Origin of the sequence: Helicobacter pylori (assembly GCF_016755635.1) — a bacterium.
In the GTDB taxonomy this organism is placed as follows: domain Bacteria; phylum Campylobacterota; class Campylobacteria; order Campylobacterales; family Helicobacteraceae; genus Helicobacter; species Helicobacter pylori_CQ.
In genome coordinates, this window is sequence record NZ_CP051500.1 from 644,586 (window position 1) to 666,485 (window position 21,900).

17 protein-coding genes are annotated in these 21,900 nt (G+C 40.6%); 15 read left to right on the forward strand and 2 right to left on the reverse strand.

Features of this window, described 5'->3' with window-relative positions:
• Nucleotides 1-9 precede the first annotated feature (9 nt).
• Together HG567_RS03015 and feoB are read right to left on the reverse strand one after the other, a co-directional pair.
• Nucleotides 10-2,313 (reverse strand): TonB-dependent receptor family protein, encoded by a 2,304-nt coding sequence (locus HG567_RS03015; RefSeq protein ID WP_202140108.1) that lies wholly within the window; start codon nt 2,311-2,313, stop codon nt 10-12.
• A 244-nt stretch (nt 2,314-2,557) separates the two neighbouring features.
• Entirely contained in the window at nt 2,558-4,486 is a 1,929-nt protein-coding gene (gene feoB / locus HG567_RS03020; RefSeq protein ID WP_202140109.1) for a ferrous iron transport protein B, read from the reverse strand.
• A gap of 136 nt (nt 4,487-4,622) precedes the next feature.
• Here feoB and HG567_RS03025 point away from each other — a divergent pair, with 136 nt between their 5' ends.
• From HG567_RS03025 to flgR, 15 genes are all read left to right on the forward strand, one after another.
• Nucleotides 4,623-5,435 carry a 3'-5' exonuclease gene (locus HG567_RS03025; RefSeq protein ID WP_202164021.1) on the forward strand — a complete coding sequence of 271 codons (813 nt, stop codon included), beginning with the start codon at nt 4,623-4,625 and terminating at the stop codon, nt 5,433-5,435.
• Nucleotides 5,436-5,716: 281 nt separating this feature from the next.
• Complete coding sequence (locus HG567_RS03030) at nt 5,717-6,892, forward strand: acetyl-CoA C-acetyltransferase (RefSeq protein WP_202140110.1); 1,176 nt, start codon at nt 5,717-5,719, stop codon at nt 6,890-6,892.
• 10 nt (nt 6,893-6,902) lie between these two features.
• Complete coding sequence (locus tag HG567_RS03035; protein ID WP_202163969.1) at nt 6,903-7,601, forward strand: CoA transferase subunit A; 699 nt, start codon at nt 6,903-6,905, stop codon at nt 7,599-7,601.
• The gene (locus HG567_RS03040; protein ID WP_202163970.1) at nt 7,598-8,221 is read left to right on the forward strand and encodes a 3-oxoacid CoA-transferase subunit B; all 624 of its coding nucleotides are present in this window, start codon (nt 7,598-7,600) and stop codon (nt 8,219-8,221) included. Before HG567_RS03035 ends, HG567_RS03040 begins: the two co-directional genes overlap by 4 nt.
• Nucleotides 8,222-8,239: 18 nt before the next feature.
• A complete protein-coding gene (locus tag HG567_RS03045) occupies nt 8,240-9,604 on the forward strand; it encodes a TIGR00366 family protein (RefSeq protein ID WP_202163971.1) in 1,365 nt (454 codons plus the stop codon).
• 124 nt (nt 9,605-9,728) lie between these two features.
• Entirely contained in the window at nt 9,729-10,730 is a 1,002-nt protein-coding gene (locus tag HG567_RS03050) for a lipid A deacylase LpxR family protein (protein WP_202163972.1), read from the forward strand.
• A gap of 248 nt (nt 10,731-10,978) precedes the next feature.
• Complete coding sequence (locus HG567_RS03055) at nt 10,979-13,120, forward strand: hydantoinase/oxoprolinase family protein (protein WP_202163973.1); 2,142 nt, start codon at nt 10,979-10,981, stop codon at nt 13,118-13,120.
• Nucleotides 13,121-13,131: 11 nt separating this feature from the next.
• Nucleotides 13,132-15,429, forward strand: a complete 2,298-nt coding sequence (locus tag HG567_RS03060; protein WP_202163974.1) for a hydantoinase B/oxoprolinase family protein — start codon at nt 13,132-13,134, stop codon at nt 15,427-15,429.
• Nucleotides 15,430-15,445: 16 nt separating this feature from the next.
• Nucleotides 15,446-15,946, forward strand: a complete 501-nt coding sequence (locus HG567_RS03065) for an acetone carboxylase subunit gamma (RefSeq protein WP_001862402.1) — start codon at nt 15,446-15,448, stop codon at nt 15,944-15,946.
• Nucleotides 15,947-16,149: 203 nt separating this feature from the next.
• Entirely contained in the window at nt 16,150-16,341 is a 192-nt protein-coding gene (locus HG567_RS03070; RefSeq protein WP_139521908.1) for a DUF262 domain-containing protein, read from the forward strand.
• An 11-nt stretch (nt 16,342-16,352) separates the two neighbouring features.
• On the forward strand, nt 16,353-17,381 hold the full coding sequence (locus tag HG567_RS03075; RefSeq protein ID WP_202163975.1) for a hypothetical protein: 1,029 nt from the start codon (nt 16,353-16,355) through the stop codon (nt 17,379-17,381).
• Nucleotides 17,374-17,760 carry a diacylglycerol kinase gene (locus HG567_RS03080; RefSeq protein ID WP_202140115.1) on the forward strand — a complete coding sequence of 129 codons (387 nt, stop codon included), beginning with the start codon at nt 17,374-17,376 and terminating at the stop codon, nt 17,758-17,760. The genes HG567_RS03075 and HG567_RS03080 overlap by 8 nt, the downstream gene beginning before the upstream one ends.
• Nucleotides 17,761-17,775: 15 nt before the next feature.
• Nucleotides 17,776-20,259 carry a DNA topoisomerase (ATP-hydrolyzing) subunit A gene (gyrA, locus tag HG567_RS03085; RefSeq protein ID WP_202163976.1) on the forward strand — a complete coding sequence of 828 codons (2,484 nt, stop codon included), beginning with the start codon at nt 17,776-17,778 and terminating at the stop codon, nt 20,257-20,259.
• Nucleotides 20,259-20,732, forward strand: coding sequence for a hypothetical protein (locus HG567_RS03090; protein WP_202140117.1), 474 nt, complete (start codon nt 20,259-20,261; stop codon nt 20,730-20,732). The genes gyrA and HG567_RS03090 overlap by 1 nt, the downstream gene beginning before the upstream one ends.
• On the forward strand, nt 20,729-21,874 hold the full coding sequence (gene flgR, locus HG567_RS03095; RefSeq protein ID WP_202163977.1) for a transcriptional activator FlgR: 1,146 nt from the start codon (nt 20,729-20,731) through the stop codon (nt 21,872-21,874). Before HG567_RS03090 ends, flgR begins: the two co-directional genes overlap by 4 nt.
• Nucleotides 21,875-21,900: the final 26 nt, after the last annotated feature.

A 21,900-nucleotide genomic window follows, 5' to 3' on the forward strand; every position in this document is an offset into this window, starting at 1 on the left:
GAAATTAATTTAAAACTCATAATTCAAATACGCTGTAATGGATCTCCCTGGCGCGGGCTCTCTCCCTGTAGGGCTTGTGCCAATCCCCCTAAAATAATACTTCATGTTGAAAAGGTTATTGATTTGCAAGCTTCCTGTGATTTTATGCCTACCACTTTGCCATAAAACGGAGCTTACTTGGACATTCAACACAAAATACAAGGGCAATAACCCCACTGAATTACAACCATACTCTAGCCCACCCGTGTATTCTGGATTTAAGGGCAGGCACACGGTTTGGCTTTTGGCTTGATTGAGCATGGAACTATAAGCGCGGCTATAAAAATAACTGCTGATTCCAAAAGTCGTGTGCTTGTAAGTATACATCATGTCAAATATGAATTGGTTAGGACTCACATAAGGCAAACGCTTCCCTTTAATGTCAAAGGGTTTATTGACAATGCCTGTAAAATAATAAGCAATATCATCAGCGTTAGAAGTGATGCGCGCATCAATGTAAGTGTAAGCCACATGAAATTGCAAACCCCTAATCGGCGCGTAATACAATTCCAATTCCACCCCTTGACTCCTAGCATTCACAGGCTGCGGGCTATAGCCTCCCGCATAGTAACGATTGGCAAAAATCACAAAATAATTCGTGTTAAAGCTCAATAGGTTTTTATAACTATAGCGTTGCCCCACTTCAATTTCATTGAAAATTTGGTTGTAATTAGTCCTAGTAATGCCTACCATTGTGTGTTGTGGGGGGATAAAACTGCGGCGGTAGTTCGCATACCATATCCAATTTTCCATAGGTTTATAGCCAATGTTAAGGGCGGGACTCCATTCGTTTTGACGCTGTTTTTTACTGGTCCATACGGAAAAATCGTTCTTTTCTGGCTCTTTGTTATCGTAGTTTAAAAAGGTGTATCTAAGCCCTGGAGTTATCACCAATTTAGAATCAAAAAGCTCTATTTTATCGCTCAACCATACCGCTGTATAGTTGTTAAACATTTCTTGATTGTTACTAGGCTTTTTAGAAAGAACATATGGGGGCATATGACACACCCCATCAATAATATCTGATTTTTCGCATGTGCTTTGATCGGATCTAATGAACATGTCCATCGTCATAAAACGCATGCCCACATTAAAAGTTTGCTTAACTTTATTGGTATTGACAACTAAGTTCAAATTAGGTTCAAAAGCGTTCATCACATAACGCCTTAAATGATCAAAAATAAAAAATCCTGGATAATTTTGATCGGTATAAACAGGGCCTAATTTAGGATTGGTATTGACATTTAAATAGTTAGAATCAAATTTAAAATCCCTTGACATGTCATGCCCATAGTAGCTGAAAGTGAAATCCCCCCCTATTTTATCCGTGTCCCCAAAAAAGTTTTGATACACAGCTCCCCATCGCTTCGCTCTCCCACTTTTATCGTTATTGGGGCGGTTGTTTTGAAAACGATTTTGATTATACGCTTCTATGCCTAAAGATCCAGGGTCTGTCAAGAAATAACTATAATATTGAAAAAAAGCGGTGATTTTATTGCTATCATTGATTTGATACAATGAATCTAACATGTAGTTTTGAATGTTCGTAGGGCTGTTGTATCTAAACCCTTGCCCTTTGAGCCAATTGACTTGAGCTTGGATTCCAAAATGCTTATTCATCATGCCCCCCGTTCTTAAATAGGTGTTAAAAAGCATGTTATTAACTAAGCTTTTATCAATGTTTTTAGAATTTTGATTGAAAAACCCCCCATTTTCAGATTTGCCCCAAAAAGTGGTCCTCTCGCTCACCTGACTTTCCCAATTGGTAGGAATGCCTTTGGTGATAATGTTGATCACACCGCCAAAAGCGTTAGGGCCATAACGCACGCTCTCCCCACCTTTAGTTACGCTGATTCTATCCACAGATTGAAAGGTTACAGGAAAAATGACCGTGCCAATTTCAACATAGGGCGCGACATAAATAGGAATCCCATTGACTAGAATCATTCCCGTATTAGAATGCCCTGGGCCTCCCGCACCAAACCCCCTAATGGAAATGCTAGGCACAGCTCCAATACCGGTAGAGTTTCTAATATGCACGCCCGGCACATTTTGCAAAGCTTCTTCAATACTTTGATTCGCGCTTTTAGTGAGCTGTTTGTTAGAAATCACCGTGCGAGAACCCATATAATTTCTAACTTCCTTGCTCCTCCAGCTTAAAGGCGCTTCTTTATCGTTAGCCACCCCTGAAGCTTCTACCCTTTCCAAATTATGAGTTTTGACAGCATGCGCGCTATGACTCAAAACAGCTAGAGAGACTAAAATTCTTTTCATTTACCACCTTTTATGAAAAATGTTCTTTTTTACAACAAGGTGAAATTTATAATAACCATTATTAGTTTTAGCTTAAATTTTTAAAAAATTATTATTTAGATAATATTAATGACTTTTTTATCAAAAATGCCGATTAATGCGAATGTTTATAGAAAAGATTAGGAGAAAAATAAAAATTTTTTAATATTTCTAATGGGGTGAATTTTAAACAAATAAAGGGTTTTTAACCCTTTATGGCTAGGCTTTAAACCAAAATTTGGGTTACATAAAAAGCTATCAAGGAAAACGCATACGCTACAACGGTTGTGAAGATGAATAAATACGCAACAAACTTGATCCCCCCAGCTTCCCTACCAAAAGTAATGGTCGCTGCAAAACAAGGGATATAAAACATCACAAACACGATAAAAGCGATCCCGCTAGGCACGCTGACTTCTTTTCTTAAAATCTCTCTAAAAGCGTCAGATTTTTCATCTTGATCCCCTAAAGAAAACAACACCCCCAAAGTAGAAACCACCACCTCTTTAGCCATAAATCCGGTTACAAGCGAGACGCTCAAACGCCAATCAAAATCCATAGGGCTAAAGACTTTTTCTAAATACGCCCCACCTCTTCCTACAATGCTATTTTTTAAATTCTTTTGATCCAATTTGGTTTTTAATTCTTTTAATTTTTCTTCTTTAGCTTCGCTTGAAAGGGTGGTGTCTTTATCCACTAACAAGCTTTCTTGTTTATAAGTTTTCATAGCCGCATCGCTTTTAGGGTATTGAGACATAAACCAGATTAAAATCGCTCCCACTAAAATATAAGTCCCGGCCTTTTTAAGGTAAGAAAGCGATTTGGTATAGATACTGAAATAGACCATTCTCCAACTAGGAAAGCGGTATTTGGGCATTTCCATGATAAAGGATTCGGTCTGTCCTTTAAACACGCTTAATTTGAGTAATTTGGCCATCACTAATGCCACAACCGCCCCCAAAATATAAATACAAAACAGCACAAATCCCGCGCTTGAAGAAGGGAAAAACGAGCCTACAAACAGCACATAAATAGGGAGTCTTGCCGAGCAGCTCATAAACCCAATCACAAAAAGCGTGATCAATCGTTCGTTATAGTTTTGTAAGGTTCTTGTCGCCATGTAAGCGGGTACAGAGCAGCCAAAACCGGTGATTAAAGGGATAAAACTCTTCCCATGCAAGCCAAATTTATGCAAGATCCCATCTAATAAAAACGCTACCCTACTCATATAGCCTGTCGTTTCTAGTAAAGAAATCCCAAAATACAACACCACAATTAAAGGCAAGAATGAAACCGTCGCTCCCACTCCCCCAATAATGCCATCGCCCACCAAAGACGCTAAATCTTCATTAGCCACATTTTCTTTAACGCTATCGCTCAAAAATTTAAACCCTGCTTCAAGCGCTTTTTGCGCTCCGCCTCCTATTAAAAAGCTCAAAGAAAAAATGATAAACATAAACCCTAAAAAAATGAAAATCCCATAACGCTTGTGCATTAAAATCTTATCAATCTTATAGGTGTGTTCAAAGCTCGCATTTTGTTTGTTTTCATTGATCACTAATTGAGCGATTCTTTGAGCGCTCTGGCTGTATTTTAAAGACTCCTTAAAACTTTGAGACGGGACTTTTATGCTTTCATTGTTTGTAGTGTTTTGAGAATAAAGCCTGACAATTTCATCTAATAAAAGCTCTGTATTCAAGCGATCTTCTTTGGATCTTGCGCTTGTAGGTACGCACACAACCCCTAATTCTTGAGAAAGCTTTTTGGTATTGATTTTAATGCCTTCTTTTTGCGCCTCATCCCACATGTTGAGCGCAAGAAGCATTTTTTTATTCGTGTCTAACAGCTGCACGCTTAAGGCTAAATTACGCTCTAAATTGGTGGAATCCACCACATTAAGAATGAGATCGTATTGGGCTTTTTCTAAAAAATCTTTAGTAACTTTTTCTTCAGTGGTGAAGTCATTGAGCGCGTAAGTGCCAGGTAAATCAATGATAGTGATTTGACGCTCTTTGTGGATCAAACTCACTTCCATCTTATCCACGGTAACCCCGGCAAAATTCCCCACTTTCAAATGGGCGTTGCTCAAAGCGTTGATGAGGGAGGATTTCCCTACATTAGGTTGGCCCACAAGAGCGACAATGATTTCTTCCACTTCCAATTCTCCAAATAAGTTTTTTAATTTTTGGTTATATAGTTTTGATATTAAAAGTTAGTACTATAGCGCTATAAGACTAATTGTTATATAATAAAAGCGAGACAAGAATATCAAAATGCGAAAGGGGTGTGTGATGTTGTGCGTGTTTGATATAGAAACCATTCCTAGCGTGAGCTTGTGTAAAGAGCATTTTCAATTAGAAGAAAATGATGTGCTAAAAATCTGTGAACGGAGTTTTGAAAAGCAAAAAGAAAAAAGCGGGAGCGAGTTTTTGCCTCTTTATTTGCATGAAATTATCTCTATTGCAGCGGTCATAGGCGATGATTACGGGAAGTTTATCAAAGTGGGGAATTTTGGTCAAAAACATGAAAACAGAGAAGATTTTGCGAGCGAAAAAGAGCTTTTAGAAGACTTTTTCAAATACTTTAACGAAAAGCAACCGCGCTTGATAAGTTTCAATGGCAGAGGTTTTGACATGCCCCTACTCACGCTCAAAGCCCTTAAATACAATTTAACTTTGGACGCCTTTTATAGCCAAGAAAACAAATGGGAAAATTACCGTGCGCGCTATAGCGAGCAGTTTCATTTGGATTTAATGGATAGCTTGAGCCATTATGGATCCGTTAGGGGGTTGAATTTAAATGGCGTTTGCTCCATGACGAATATTCCTGGTAAATTTGATGTGAGCGGGGATTTAGTGCATGCGATTTATTACAACCCTAAGATAAGCCAAAAGGAGAAAAAAGAAATTATTGACAGCTATTGCCAAAGCGATGTGCTTAACACTTACTGGCTTTTTTTAAAATACGAAGTGTTAAAAGGCGCTTTAAATAAGGAGCAATACCTTGGGCTATTGAGCGATTTTTTAGAAAAATTCCCTAAAGAAAAATCCTATTCAAGCGTTTTTATTAACGCTTTAGAGAAAGAGATTAGGGAGTTTGCTTGAAACCCTAATTAAAACCCTGAAACTAGGCAAAGACTGCTTAGAAAGAAATTTTTTAAAGCGTTAGAGAAACATGAGTCTAAAGCGCGTATCTGCTTGATTTTAGATCCACACTTGAAACTGTATTGTGCAATAATCATTGAACGCTAAAATAATATTTTTGTGAAAAAAATAAACGGATCGCCCTCAATCTAAAACAAAACCCAAAACAAAATCAAACCTGTTAGGGTGTCAATCACCTAAAAGTGATACTATGACTGATAAATCAACTTAAAGGCAAAGACATGAATGAAGTGGTTGTAGTGGCGGCAAAGCGGAGTGCTGTAGGGAGTTTTTTAGGCTCTCTAAAGAGCGTGGGCGCTAGAGAAATGGGTGTTTGCGTGCTTAAAGACGCTTTGAATGCGAGCTCTCTTAAGCCTAGCGATGTGGATTCCGTCATTTTGGGCAATGTTTTAGGCGCCGGTTTGGGTCAAAATATCGCCAGGCAGATCCAACTAGACGCTGGCATCCCTAATGACAAAAACGCTTTTAGCGTCAATATGGTTTGTGGATCGTCTATGAAAGCTATCCAGTTAGCGCATGACAGCATCATGCTTGGGCGCGATGAGGTGGTGGTGTGCGGTGGCGTGGAGAACATGAGCAAAGCACCTTATTTGTCGTTTGACATGCGAGAGGGGAAAAGAATGGGGAATGCGAACATGATAGACTCCATGATCCATGATGGATTATGGGATGCTTTCAATGATTACCACATGGGGATCACCGCTGATAATGTCGCTCAAGCATACCACATAAGCCGAGAAGAGCAAGATAATTTCGCACTCCAATCGCAACTCAAAGCAAGAGCCGCCATTAATGCAGGGAAATTCCAAGAAGAAATCACGCCTATTGAAATAGCGAATAAAAAAGGCGTGGTGGTTTTTAAAGAAGACGAATACCCTAGAGACACGACTCTAGAATCCCTTGCAAAGCTCAAACCCGCTTTCAAAAAAGACGGCTCGGTAACGGCAGGAAATTCATCAGGGATCAATGATGGCGCGAGTATTATCATTTTATGCAGCGCTAAAAAAGCGCAAACATTGGGGTTAAAAACCATGGCAACTATTAAGGGGTTTGGTTTGGGTGGTTGCAGTCCGGATATAATGGGTATATGCCCTAGTATTGCGATTAAAAACAACCTTAAAAATGTCAAAATGAATCTCAATGACATCAATCTTTTTGAACTCAATGAAGCTTTCGCCGCGCAAAGTCTAGCCGTGTTAAAAGAGCTTGAATTAAACCCCAATATCGTGAATGTGAATGGAGGCGCAATAGCCATTGGCCACCCTATTGGTGCGAGCGGTGCTAGGATATTAGTGACTTTATTGCATGAAATGAAAAGAAGCGGTCATGGCGTGGGCTGCGCGTCATTGTGTGTGGGCGGCGGACAAGGGCTATCAGTGGTAGTTGAACAAAAATAAGGAGAATGAGATGAACAAAGTTATAACCGATTTAGACAAAGCATTGAGCGTTTTAAAAGACGGAGATACTATTTTAGTGGGCGGTTTTGGGCTGTGCGGGATACCCGAATACGCCATTGATTACATTTATAAGAAAGGTATTAAGGATTTGATTGTCGTGAGCAATAATTGCGGCGTTGATGACTTTGGGCTTGGCATTCTGTTAGAAAAAAAACAGATTAAAAAGATTATCGCTTCCTATGTGGGGGAGAATAAGATTTTTGAATCGCAAATGCTGAACGGAGAAATTGAAGTCGTTTTGACACCGCAAGGCACTCTGGCTGAAAACTTGCGCGCTGGAGGGGCTGGGATACCCGCTTACTACACCCCAACCGGGGTTGGGACTTTGATCGCTCAAGGCAAGGAATCAAGGGAATTTAACGGCAAGGAGTATATTTTAGAAAAAGCGATCACAGGCGATTACGGGCTTATCAAAGCCTATAAAAGCGACACTCTTGGGAACTTGGTGTTTAGAAAAACGGCTAGAAACTTCAATCCCTTGTGCGCGATGGCGGCAAAAATATGCGTCGCTGAAGTGGAAGAAATTGTCCCGGCTGGGGAATTGGACCCAGATGAAATACACTTGCCAGGAATCTATGTGCAACACATCTATAAGGGCGAGAAATTTGAAAAACGGATAGAAAAAATCACGACAAGGAGCGCAAAATGAGAGAGGCTATCATTAAGAGAGCGGCAAAGGAATTAAAAGAGGGCATGTATGTGAATTTAGGGATAGGCTTACCCACGCTTGTGGCTAATGAAGTGAGCGGAATGAATATCGTTTTCCAAAGCGAGAACGGGTTATTAGGGATTGGCGCTTACCCATTGGAAGGGAGCGTTGATGCGGATCTCATTAATGCAGGAAAGGAAACCGTGACCGTGGTGCCGGGCGCTTCGTTTTTCAACAGCGCGGATTCGTTTGCGATGATTCGTGGGGGGCATATTGATTTAGCGATTTTAGGAGGGATGGAAGTCTCACAAAATGGGGATTTGGCTAATTGGATGATCCCTAAAAAGCTCATAAAAGGCATGGGAGGGGCTATGGATCTGGTGCATGGCGCTAAAAAAGTGATTGTCATCATGGAGCATTGCAACAAATATGGGGAGTCTAAAGTGAAAAAAGAATGCTCCTTGCCCCTAACAGGAAAAGGCGTGGTGCATCAATTGATAACGGATTTAGCGGTGTTTGAGTTTTTTAATAACGCCATGAAATTAGTGGAATTGCAAGAGGGTGTCAGCCTTGATCAAGTGAGAGAAAAAACAGAAGCTGAATTTGAAGTGTGCTTATAGCTTATAAAAGGGGTGTTGATGTTTTTATTAAGGCATTTGACTTCAGCGTGCGTGTTTTTGGCGTCTAAATGTTTGCCGGACTCCTTTGTCTTGGTCACTCTTTTATCGTTTATCGTGTTTATTCTTGTTTATGGTTTGACAGGGCAAGACGCTTTTTCTGTCATTTCTAGTTGGGGGAATGGCGCTTGGACGCTCTTAGGTTTTTCTATGCAAATGGCTCTTATTTTGGTGTTGGGTCAGGCTCTAGCTAGCGCTAAATTAGTCCAAAAACTTTTAAAATATCTGGCGTCTTTACCTAAAGGGTATTATACGGCTTTATTGTTGGTTACTTTTCTATCATTGATCGCTAATTGGATCAACTGGGGTTTTGGCTTAGTGATCAGCGCGATTTTTGCAAAAGAGATCGCCAAAAATGTTAAAGGGGTGGATTACAGGCTGCTTATTGCGAGCGCTTATTCGGGTTTTGTCATCTGGCATGGGGGTTTATCAGGCTCTATCCCCTTAAGCGTTGCCACCCAAAATGAAGATCTATCCAAAATAAGTGCCGGGGTGATTGAAAAAGCTATTCCCATCAGTCAAACGATTTTTTCTACCTATAATTTAATCATTATAGGGATCATTCTTGTAGGGTTACCCTTTTTAATGGCAATAATCCACCCTAAAAAGGAAGAAATTGTTGAGATTGACGCAAAGCTTTTAAAAAATGAATACAAGGAAACAGAACTCATTGATCACCAACAAGACAAAACGATCGCGCATTTTTTGGAAAACAGCACTCTGCTTTCTTATCTTTTGGTTTTTTTGGGTTTTGGGTATCTTGGTATTTATTTTTTTAAAGGAGGAGGGATTAGTTTAAACATTGTCAATACGATTTTCCTTTTTTTAGGGATTTTGCTCCATAAAACCCCTTTAGCTTATGTGAAAGCGATCAATCATTCCGCTAGGAGCGTGGCTGGGATTTTATTGCAATTCCCTTTTTATGCCGGGATCATGGGGATGATGGCAAGCCATAGCGTGGGGGGTCATTCATTAGCGCAAATGCTTTCTTTAGCCTTCACGCACATCGCTAATGAAAAAACTTTCGCGCTCATGACTTTTTTGAGCGCAGGGATTGTCAATATTTTCATCCCGTCTGGCGGAGGGCAATGGGCGATTCAAGCTCCTATCATGCTCCCGGCAGGGCAAAGCTTGGGGGTGGATCCAGGCGTGGTTTCTATGGCTATTGCTTGGGGAGACGCTTGGACGAATATGATACAGCCTTTTTGGGCTTTGCCCGCTTTAGCCATTGCGGGTTTGGGTGCTAAAGATATTATGGGCTATTGCGTTTTGACTTTAATTTTTGTAGGCTTAGTCGTGTGTGGGGTGTTTTATTTTTTAGTGTGAGTTTTTTATGCCTAAAACCATGCTCTTTTCAATGGGGTAAGTTTTCTCTTTTTACCCTTTAAACGCTCTTGCAATTAAGCCTTATTTCGTTACAATAACCCCCATAATAACCTAAGGAAGTGTTTTGTTTTTCAAATTTATTTTATGTTTATTATTAGGAATGTTTGCATGGGCAAAAGAGGATATTCCTACCCCATTAACGCCCTCTAAACGCTATTCTATCAATTTGATGACTGAAAATGATGGTTATATCAACCCTTACATTGATGAGTATTATACTGCAGGCAATCAAATAGGCTTTTCTACTAAAGAGTTTGACTTTTCTAAAAATAAAGCGATGAAATGGTCTTCGTATTTAGGGTTTTTTAATAAAAGCCCTAGGGTTACTCGTTTTGGCATTTCCCTCGCCCAGGACATGTATACCCCTTCGCTTAAAAACAGAAAACTGGTGCATTTGCATGACAACCACCCTTATGGGGGGTATTTACGGGTGAATTTGAATGTGTATAACCGCCATAAAACTTTCATGGAGTTATTCACGATTTCTTTAGGCACGACAGGGCAAGATTCTTTGGCCGCTCAAACGCAGCGTCTCATTCATAAATGGGGTCATGACCCCCAATTTTATGGCTGGAACACGCAGCTCAAAAACGAATTTATCTTTGAATTGCACTACCAATTGCTCAAAAAAGTCCCCCTTTTAAAGACTCGTTTTTTTTCTATGGAGTTAATGCCTGGGTTTAATGTGGAATTGGGTAATGCGAGGGATTATTTCCAACTCGGATCGCTCTTTAGGGCTGGGTATAACTTGGACGCTGATTATGGTGTCAATAAGGTCAATACCGCTTTTGATGGGGGCATGCCTTATAGCGATAAATTTTCCATCTATTTTTTTGCAGGGGCTTTTGGGCGCTTCCAACCCCTTAACATCTTCATTCAAGGCAATAGCCCTGAAACTAGGGGCATTGCTAATTTGGAATACTTTGTTTATGCCAGTGAAATAGGAGCGGCTATGATGTGGCGTAGCCTCAGGGTGGCTTTTACGATCACTGATATTAGTAAAACCTTTCAATCCCAGCCTAAGCACCACCAGATCGGCACTTTAGAATTGAATTTCGCCTTTTGATTTAATATCAGTTTAATATTTTTCTTCCTATATGATATTTATATGATATTTTTGGGCAATTTAAGATGAATATCGGTAGCGTTTTAAATGAATTTGTTACTACTTTTCACTTTATTACACCAAATTTTCCCTTATTAAAAACAACTTTGAAATAAATGATTTCCATTTAAAAATCAGCCCTACAATTCGAATAGGTTACCTTGATAGGTTACCTCGAGCAACACTTTAATACTTAAGGAGTCTAAAAAATGAAAGACGCAAAAGTTCAGGTGATGGGTATTGATGCCGGTGGCACCATGACGGACACATTTTTTGTGAAAGAAAATGGCAGTTTCGTAGTTGGTAAAGCCCAAAGCAACCCAGAAGATGAAAGCTTAGCTATTTACAATAGCTCACAAGACGCTTTATCGCATTGGCAATCGGATGTAAATAAAGTTTATCCAGAGTTGATCACTTGCGTGTATTCAGGCACGGCGATGCTCAATCGGGTCGTCCAAAGGCGCGGGATGGAAGTGGGCCTAATTTGCAATAAGGGTTTTGAGCAAATGCATTCTATGGGCAGAGCGTTGCAATCTTATTTGGGGTATGCGCTAGAAGAAAGGTTGCATATCAACACGCACAAGTATGATGATCCGCTGATTCCTTTAAAAAGGATTAGAGGCGTTACAGAAAGAACCGATGTCAAGGGTCAAGTGGTTATCCCAGTGCGCAAAGAAGAGGTTGAAGTTGCTGTTAAGGAGCTTTTAGAAGCAGGTGCAAAGGCCATTGTGATTTGCTTGTTGCAATCTCATAAAAACGCTGAAAGCGAGCGAATCGTTAGAGATATAGCGTTAAAAGAGATTGAAAAATTGGGTAAAAATGTTCCTGTATTCGCTTCGGTGGATTACTACCCTCAAAGAAAAGAAAGCCACAGAATGAACACCACTATCTTAGAAGCTTATGCGGCTGAGCCAAGCAGGCAAACTCTCTCTAAAGTCAGCAACCGCTTCAAAGAGCATGGCGCTAAATTTGATCTTAGGGTGATGGCAACGCATGGAGGCACCATTAGCTGGAAAGCTAAAGAGCTCGCTAGAACGATCGTGAGCGGCCCTATTGGAGGCGTGATCGGATCTAAATTGCTAGGCGAAACGCTTGGTTATGACAATATTGCATGCAGCGATATTGGCGGCACGAGCTTTGATATGGCGCTTATCGTTAAGAGCAATTTCAACATCGCTTCTGACCCTGATATGGCGCGCCTTGTTTTATCTCTACCGCTTGTGGCTATGGATTCCGTTGGTGCAGGTGCGGGGAGTTTTGTGCGCATTGATCCGCACAGTCGATCTATCAAACTAGGGCCTGACAGCGCGGGGTATAGGGTTGGCACTTGTTGGAAAGACAGCGGATTAGACACGGTTTCAGTAACCGATTGCCATATTGTTTTAGGCTATTTGAACCCGGATAATTTCTTAGGCGGTTTGATCAAATTAGATGTGGATAGGGCTAAAAAACACATTAAAGAACAAATCGCTGATCCGCTAGGCATTAGCGTAGAAGATGCGGCTGCGGGTGTGATTGAGTTGCTTGATTTGGAGCTTAAAGAATACTTGCGATCCAATATTAGCGCTAAAGGGTATAGCCCGTCTGATTTTGTGTGCTTTTCATATGGTGGCGCGGGGCCTGTGCATACCTATGGCTATACAGAAGGCTTAGGGTTTAAGGATGTGGTAGTGCCTGCGTGGGCGGCTGGATTTAGCGCTTTTGGTTGCGCTTGCGCTGATTTTGAATACAGATACGATAAGAGCGTGGATATTGCCATTCCGCAGTATTCTTCAGACAAGTCAAAAGTAGAAGCATGCAAAATCATTCAAGACGCATGGGATGAATTGACCCTCAAAGTGATTGAAGAGTTCAAAATCAATGGATTTTCTCAAAAAGATGTGATCTTAAGACCTGGATACAGGATGCAGTATATGGGGCAATTGAATGATTTAGAGATCACTTCTCCTGTGTCAAAAGCTGCAAGCGTGGCTGATTGGGAAGAGATTGTTAAAGAATATGAAAAAACCTACGCTCGTGTTTATTCTGAATCAGCGTGTTCTCCAGAGCTTGGTTTTAGCGTGACCGGCGTGATCATGCGTGGTGTTGTGGCTACGCAAAAACCTGTGATTCCGGTTGAAAAAGAGCATGGTGCTACACCCCCAAAAGAAGCCAAAATAGGCGTTAGAAAATTCTATCGGCATAAAAAATGGGTGGATGCAGATGTGTGGCAAATGGAAAAATTATTGCCTGGAAATGAAGTCATAGGGCCTGCGATCGTTGAAGCGGATTCAACCACTTTTGTGATACCCAAAGGCTTTGCGACAAGACTAGACAAACACCGATTGTTCCACTTGAAAGAAATTAAATAAAGGAGTTCAAAATGGCAAATTTATTGAAAAACGGCAAAACTTTAAAACAAGCTAGAGATGAAATCCTAGCCAGGACAGAAAAAACAGGGCATTATAATGGTCTCAAAAAACTAGAGTTTAAAGAAAGAGATCCGATCGGTTATGAGAAGATGTTCTCTAAACTAAGGGGCGGTATCGTGCATGCCAGAGAAACAGCTAAAAGGATTGCGGCAAGCCCTATTGTTGAGCAAGAGGGGGAATTGTGCTTCACGCTTTATAACGCTGTGGGCGATAGCGTGCTGACTTCTACGGGTATCATTATCCATGTAGGCACTATGGGATCAGCTATCAAATACATGGTAGAGAATAATTGGGAAGATAACCCCGGTATCAATGACAAGGATATTTTCACCAATAACGACTGCGCGATTGGGAATGTGCACCCATGCGATATTATGACTCTTGTGCCTATTTTCCACGATGAAAAATTGATTGGGTGGGTAGGTGGCGTTACGCATGTGATTGATACCGGTTCGGTTACTCCAGGATCGATGAGCACTGGACAGGTTCAAAGATTTGGGGATGGATACATGATCACTTGCCGCAAGACAGGAGCGAACGATGAAAGCTTTAAAGATTGGTTGCATGAATCTCAAAGATCGGTTCGCACGCCTAAATATTGGATTCTAGATGAAAGGACTAGGATTGCAGGGTGCCACATGATTAGGGATTTAGTGATGGAAGTCATTAAAGAAGACGGCATTGATTCTTACATGCGATTCATTGATGAGGTGATTGAAGAGGGCAGAAGAGGCCTTATCTCTAGGATCAAATCCATGACCATACCAGGCAAGTATAGAAAGGTAGCGTTTGTGGATGTGCCTTATGCACATAAAGATATTGGCGTGTGCTCTGAATTTGCTAAGCTAGACACAATCATGCACTCTCCTGTGGAAATCACTATCAATAAAGACGCTACATGGAAATTAGATTTTGAAGGCGCGTCCAGGTGGGGATGGCACTCTTTTAATTGCAACCAAGTGTCTTTCACTAGCGGTATTTGGGTGATGATGACTCAAACGCTGATACCCACTTCTCGCATCAATGATGGCGCTTATTTCGCTACGCAGTTCAGGCTCAAAAAAGGGACTTGGATGAATCCAGATGACAGGCGCACCGGGCATGCTTATGCGTGGCACTTCTTGGTATCAGGCTGGAGTGCTTTGTGGAGAGGCTTGTCTCAAGCGTATTACAGCCGAGGGTATTTAGAAGAGGTCAATTCCGGGAACGCTAACACTTCCAATTGGCTGCAAGGCGGTGGTATCAACCAGGATGGAGAAATCCATGCGGTGAATAGCTTTGAGACGAGTTCTTGTGGGACTGGAGCTTGCGCGATAAAAGACGGCCTGAATCACGCAGCAGCTATTTGGAACCCAGAAGGCGATATGGGCGATGTTGAAATTTGGGAAATGGCAGAGCCTCTTCTTTATTTAGGCAGGAATGTCAAAGCCAATACCGGTGGGTATGGGAAATATCGAGGCGGTAACGGGTTTGAAACCTTAAGAATGGTGTGGGGTGCACATGATTGGACCATGTTCTTTATGGGTAATGGCTATATGAATAGCGATTGGGGTATGATGGGGGGCTATCCAGCGGCCAGTGGTTATAGGTTTGAAGCGCACAACACCGACTTGAAAAACAGGATTAAAAATAACGCTAGCTTGCCTTTGGGAGGCGATTTTAACCCAACGGATAGAGATTATGAAAAGCACATTTCTCATGCGTCTCAAGTCAAAAGGGATAAGCAATGCATCACCACCGAGAACTGCTTTGATAATTATGACTTGTATTTGAATTACATCAAAGGCGGTCCTGGATTTGGCGATCCGATTGAAAGGGATTTGAATGCGATTTTAGAAGATCTCAATAGCAAACAGCTATTGCCAGAATACGCTTACAAGGTTTATGGTGCGGTGGTGAGTCAAAATAAAGACGGCGTGTGGGTCGGCGATGAAGCCAAAACGAAGGCCAGAAGAAAAGAAATTCTTGAAAACAGAAAGTCTAGATCCATACCGGTAAAACAATGGATGGAGCAAGAAAGAAACGCTATCCTTGAAAAAGAGGCTTCCAAACAGGTTAAGCACATGTATGCGACTAGCTTTGATCTCTCGCCCAAGTTTTTAAACGATTTTAAAACATTTTGGAACTTGCCAAAGAGCTGGAGCATGAAAGAAGATGAGCTTGGCGTATTCACCTATGGATCTAAATACAGGATGGATTTGAGCAAATTGCCTGATGTGCGCACAGTTCTGTTGGTTGATGAGAAGTAAAGAAAGGAGAATGGTTATGTCAAAATACACACAAGAACAAATTAAAAATTTGGTAGAGGGGAACTTGGATTGGAACACTGTCTTAAAAATGCTTAGCATGCCTAAAGATCATGAAAGGTTTCAAATGTATTTGAAGGTGTTGCAAGATAAGGTAGATTTTGATGATAAAATCGTCTTACCCTTGGGGCCGCATTTGTTTGTGGTGCAAGATGCTCAAAAGAAGTGGGTTATTAAGTGTTCATGCGGTCATGCGTTTTGCGCTCCAGAGGAGAATTGGAAATTGCATGCAAACATCTATGTGCGCGATACAGCAGAAAAAATGGAAGAGGTGTATCCTAAACTCTTAGCCAGTGATACTCACTGGCAAGTGTATCGGGAGTATATTTGCCCGGATTGCGGCATCCTTTTAGATGTTGAAGCCCCAACTCCTTGGTATCCTGTGATCCATGATTTTGAGCCTGATATAGAGGTGTTTTATAAAGATTGGCTAGGCATACAGCCCCCAGAAAGACGCTAAAACCGATCGATCCTTTTTATGAAGAGGCTTTATGTCTCTTTGACACACTTATAAAAAGCTTGGGTTAATTTAACTCAAGCAAATTTTTCTTCAATCCCAACAAATTCAGCCACAAATTAGGACTTTTTCAAAATTTTAAGCTCTTTTTCTTTTTTTTTGATTTAATACTAGGTATAATTTTAATTCCACCTAAAAGGAAAGCTATGAAAGTAACACAAGGCATTGCTAACGACTTTTTTGCCCTAACAAACACGATATTTTCTGTTCTTGTACACCAACGAAACCACACTTGGGAAGAAGAAAATTGTGGAAAATTACTGCAAGATATTGTCAGTATTTCTCAAAATAAGAAAACGCATTTTATGGGTTCTATCACTATGCTTTCAATAAAATAAAGGGTGTTTTTTTGACTAAAAAATTCATGTCTTGGATGGTGGTTATTGGGGCTTTAATTTGCGTGCTTTTAGGGGTGTTTATCTTCTTTACTAGCATGTCGGTTAAAAAATCTTTAACCGCTTATCTTAACGCTTATTTAGATCAACGCCCCCAAATTAAGGGCATGGGGATTGTAGGCGCTCCTTTTGAATGCGAAGGGTTTTTTAAAATTGCATGCACTTCTAAAGAGCTCAGTTTTTTAGATTCTCAAAACTCCCCTATTGTGGATTTTAAAAATTTAAATATCAAGCTCCATTCTTTAGACAAAAGCTCTCTTACCCTTTCTATCAGCTCTCAAATCAAATCCCCTATTTTAGAACAAGATATTCAGCAAAAAATCAGCCAAATCCCCCTAAAAGATTTGAATATCTTATTGGAAAAATTCAAACCCACGCACTTGAATTGCTCTTTAACATTCAACGCTTTAGATGAAAAAACCTTAAACGACAACTTAAAATGCGATTTGACTAATGCGGAAAATATCCTTGCTTACACTTTTTTTCAAGAGGGTTTAATGGAGGCGCAAGAAAATCTCTCCCTTAAAAATATTTTTAAAACCTTGAGTTCTAAAGACGCTAAAGCCATAGAAGAGTTGCAAGACAAACTGCGTTTTTTAGCGCCAAAGTTGGGCGTTTCTATCCAAGTGCGCCATCTTAAAAATGTTTTAGAAGCCTTTTATTACCAAAATAAAGAGAGTTTGGGCTTTTTTTCCCCTTATTTTAGCTTGCGCTCTCAAACCCCTAGCATCTCTTATGAAAGCGCGTTAGCTTCTTTAAAAAACTATTTTATGGCCTTGTTCCAATCCCATTTTAAAGACAATACAGAGCTCCAACAAAATTTTAAAGGATTGTTGCAAGCCTTTGTTTCTATGGCTAAAGACAAACGATCCCAAATCGTTCTTAACGCCCAAGCTAAAGACAACGCTAAGCTGACTTTTAACGCTTTGTTAGAAAGCCTTAGCGTGAATTTCTTTCAATCTTACAAAATAAGCCATGAGTGATTTCAAAGTCCCCCCCAAAGCTAAAGGGTTTAAACGCCTTTTTAAAGCCCTTTTTTATTCTAAAGACGGGCTTAAATGCGCATGGGTTGAAGAGAGCGCGTTCAGGCAAATTATTATCTTGGCTCTTTTTTGTATCGCTCTAGCGAGCTATCTAGCTAAAGATTTTTTAGAATGGGGGCTATTGATTTTGCCTTGTTTTTTATCGGTGGTGGTTGAACTCATCAATAGCTCTATTGAAAAGGCTGTGGATTTTACTGGCACCGAGTTCCACCCTTTAGCCAAAAAGGCTAAAGACATGGCCAGTGCAGCCCAACTGATAGGGCTTATTTTTTGGGCTTTTGTTTGGGGGCGTTATCTTTTAGCGCTTTATTTTAATTAAATTTTAGGGAGACACATGCAAGATAATTCAGTCAATGAAACAAAAAATATTGTAGAAGTGGGGATTGATTCTTCTATTGAAGAGAGCTATTTAGCTTATTCCATGAGCGTGATCATAGGGCGCGCCTTACCGGATGCTAGAGATGGCTTAAAGCCAGTGCATAGGCGTATTTTGTATGCGATGCATGAATTAGGCCTTACTTCCAAAGTCGCTTACAAAAAAAGCGCTAGGATCGTGGGTGATGTGATTGGTAAATACCACCCCCATGGCGATAACGCGGTTTATGATGCGCTAGTGAGAATGGCGCAAGATTTTTCCATGCGTTTGGAATTAGTGGATGGGCAGGGCAACTTTGGCTCTATTGATGGCGATAACGCTGCAGCGATGCGTTACACTGAAGCCAGAATGACCAAGGCGAGTGAAGAAATTTTAAGGGATATTGATAAAGACACCATTGATTTTGTGCCTAATTATGATGACACCTTAAAAGAGCCAGATATTTTACCAAGCCGTCTGCCTAACCTTTTAGTCAATGGGGCTAATGGGATCGCTGTAGGGATGGCGACTTCTATCCCCCCCCACAGAATTGATGAAATCATAGACGCTTTAGTGCATGTCTTAGAAAACCCTAACGCTGAATTAGATGAAATTTTGGAATTTGTCAAAGGGCCTGACTTTCCCACCGGCGGGATCATTTATGGCAAGGCGGGTATTATTGAAGCCTATAAAACGGGGCGAGGGCGCGTGAAAGTGCGGGCCAAAGTGCATGTGGAAAAAACAAAAAATAAAGAAATCATCGTTTTAGATGAAATGCCTTTCCAAACCAATAAAGCCAAATTAGTGGAACAAATCAGCGATTTAGCGCGAGAAAAACAAATTGAAGGCATTAGCGAAGTGCGCGATGAGAGCGATAGAGAGGGCATTAGAGTGGTGATTGAATTAAAAAGAGACGCAATGAGTGAAATTGTCTTAAACCACCTTTACAAACTCACCACCATGGAGACCACTTTTAGCATCATTTTACTCGCTATTTACAATAAAGAGCCTAAGATTTTCACGCTTTTAGAGTTGTTGCGCCTTTTTTTAAACCACAGAAAAACCATTATTATAAGACGCACGATTTTTGAATTGGAAAAGGCTAAGGCCAGAGCGCATATTTTAGAGGGTTATTTGATCGCCTTGGACAATATTGATGAAATCGTGCGACTCATTAAAACAAGCCCAAGCCCAGAAGCGGCTAAAAACGCCTTAATGGAGCGTTTTAGTTTGAGCGAAATCCAAAGCAAAGCCATTTTAGAAATGCGTTTGCAACGCTTAACAGGTCTTGAAAGGGATAAAATCAAAGAAGAATACCAAAACTTATTAAAGCTTATTGATGATCTCAATGGCATTTTAAAAAGCGAAGATCGCTTGAATGAGGTCGTCAAAACCGAGCTTTTAGAAGTCAAAGAGCAGTTTTCTTCTCCAAGGCGCACTGAAATTCAAGAATCTTATGAAAATATTGACATAGAAGATTTGATCGCTAATGAGCCTATGGTGGTGAGCATGAGCTATAAAGGCTATGTGAAAAGAGTGGATTTAAAAGTTTATGAAAAGCAAAATCGTGGCGGTAAGGGCAAGCTTTCAGGCAGCACTTATGAAGACGATTTCATTGAAAACTTTTTTGTGGCTAACACGCATGATATTTTGCTCTTTATCACCAATAAGGGGCAATTGTATCATTTGAAAGTCTATAAAATCCCAGAAGCGAGCCGGATCGCTATGGGTAAAGCCGTTGTGAATTTAATCTCGCTCGCTCCGGATGAAAAGATCATGGCGACTCTAAGCACCAAAGACTTTAGCGATGAACGCTCTTTAGCCTTCTTCACGAAAAATGGTGTGGTGAAGCGCACCAATTTGAGCGAATTTGGGAGCAACAGGAGTTGTGGTGTCAGAGCGATTGTTTTAGATGAAGGCGATGAATTAGTGGGCGCAAAAATTGTGGATAAAGACGCCAAGCATTTACTCATCGCATCGTATTTGGGCCTTTTCATTAAATTCCCTTTAGAAGATGTGCGCGAGATCGGAAGAAGCACTCGTGGGGTTATAGGGATTAAACTGAATGAAAATGATTTTGTTGTCGGCGCGGTCGTTATTAGCGATGACAGCAACAAGCTTTTGAGCGTGAGTGAAAACGGGCTTGGCAAGCAAACTTTAGCCGAAGCGTATAGAGAGCAATCTCGTGGAGGTAAGGGGATCATTGGCATGAAGCTCACTCAAAAGACCGGCAATCTAGTGAGCGTTATCAGCGTGGATGATGAAAACCTGGATTTGATGATCCTTACTGCAAGCACGAAAATGATCAGAGTTTCTATTAAAGACATTAAAGAAACCATCGGAAGAAATACTAGTGGGGTAAAACTCATAGACACCGCTGATAAAGTCGTGTATGCCAATTCTTGCCCTAAAGAAGAAGAGCCAGAAAATTCAGAAAACCCTCCCACGCAATTGTTTGAGTGATGCGTTTCTTTTCATTCTTGTATTTTTTATTGTATTTTTTAGGGGTTTCTTTGCATGCTCTAAACCCCCTAGAAGATCAAGAATTTTTAATTTCGTATCGCTTGAAAATCGTTGATTCTAGAGTGATGGGCGAAGAGTATTCTGTTTCTAAACCTATCGTTAGCCGCATCAAAACAGCCCCCTATGTTTTAGACTATCATTGCTCCATCATCACTCGCAACTCACCCGATTTGAAAGACTCCTTGCTCCCAATAAAGTTAGAACGCTTCCTTTTAGAAATAGCGTTAAAAAAAGAAAAAGAGCGAGTCATAGACTGCATTTTAAAAAGCCAAGTCGCTATCACGCATTATGATCACAGCTATAAAAACGGCACCACTACCACAAGCATTCTTAACCTCAAAGCCTTAAGCGTTAAAGCGAGTTTAGTGGGAGATGTGCTGTTTTTAGATATTTTTAGAAAGGAAGAAGAATGAAAATCGCCATTGTAGAAGATGATATTAACATGCGTAAAAGTCTAGAGCTTTTTTTTGAGCTTCAAGACGATTTAGAGATTGTGAGTTTTAAAAACCCTAAAGACGCTTTAGCCAAGTTAGATGAAAGCTTTGATTTGGTCATCACGGATATTAACATGCCCCATATGGACGGCTTGGAATTTTTGCGCCTTTTAGAAGGCAAGTATGAATCCATTGTGATTACCGGTAATGCGACCTTGAATAAAGCCATTGATTCCATTCGTTTAGGCGTGAAAGACTTTTTCCAAAAGCCTTTTAAACCAGAATTGCTTTTAGAGTCCATCTATCGCACCAAAAAAGTTTTAGAATTTCAAAAAAAACACCCTTTAGAAAAACCTTTAAAAAAACCACACAAACACAGCTTTTTAGCCGCTTCAAAAGCGTTAGAAGAGAGCAAACGGCAAGCCTTAAAAGTCGCAAGCACGGACGCTAATGTCATGCTATTAGGCGAAAGCGGGGTGGGTAAGGAGGTTTTTGCTCATTTCATCCACCAGCATTCGCAACGCTCTAAACACCCTTTTATAGCGATCAACATGTCCGCTATCCCAGAGCATTTATTAGAAAGCGAGCTTTTTGGGTATCAAAAAGGGGCGTTCACGGACGCCACAGCTCCTAAAATGGGGCTTTTTGAAAGTGCTCATAAAGGCACGATCTTTTTAGATGAAATCGCTGAAATGCCCATTCAATTGCAAAGCAAACTTTTAAGAGTGGTTCAAGAAAAAGAAATCACGCGCCTTGGGGATAATAAGAGCGTTAAAATTGATGTTCGTTTCATTTCCGCTACCAACGCTAACATGAAAGAAAAAATCGCTGCGAAAGAATTTAGAGAAGATTTATTTTTCCGCTTGCAAATCGTGCCTATAACTATCGCGCCTTTAAGAGAGAGGGTAGAAGAGATCTTACCCATTGCTGAAATCAAGCTTAAAGAAGTGTGCGATGCGTATCATTTGGGGCCAAAATCCTTTTCAAAAAACGCCGCAAAACGCCTTTTAGAATACTCTTGGCATGGGAATGTGCGAGAGCTTTTAGGCGTGGTGGAGAGAGCGGCGATTTTAAGCGAAGAAGCAGAAATCCAAGAAAAAGATTTGTTTTTGGAAAGGTAGTATCATTTCATGGAGTTATTAAAAAG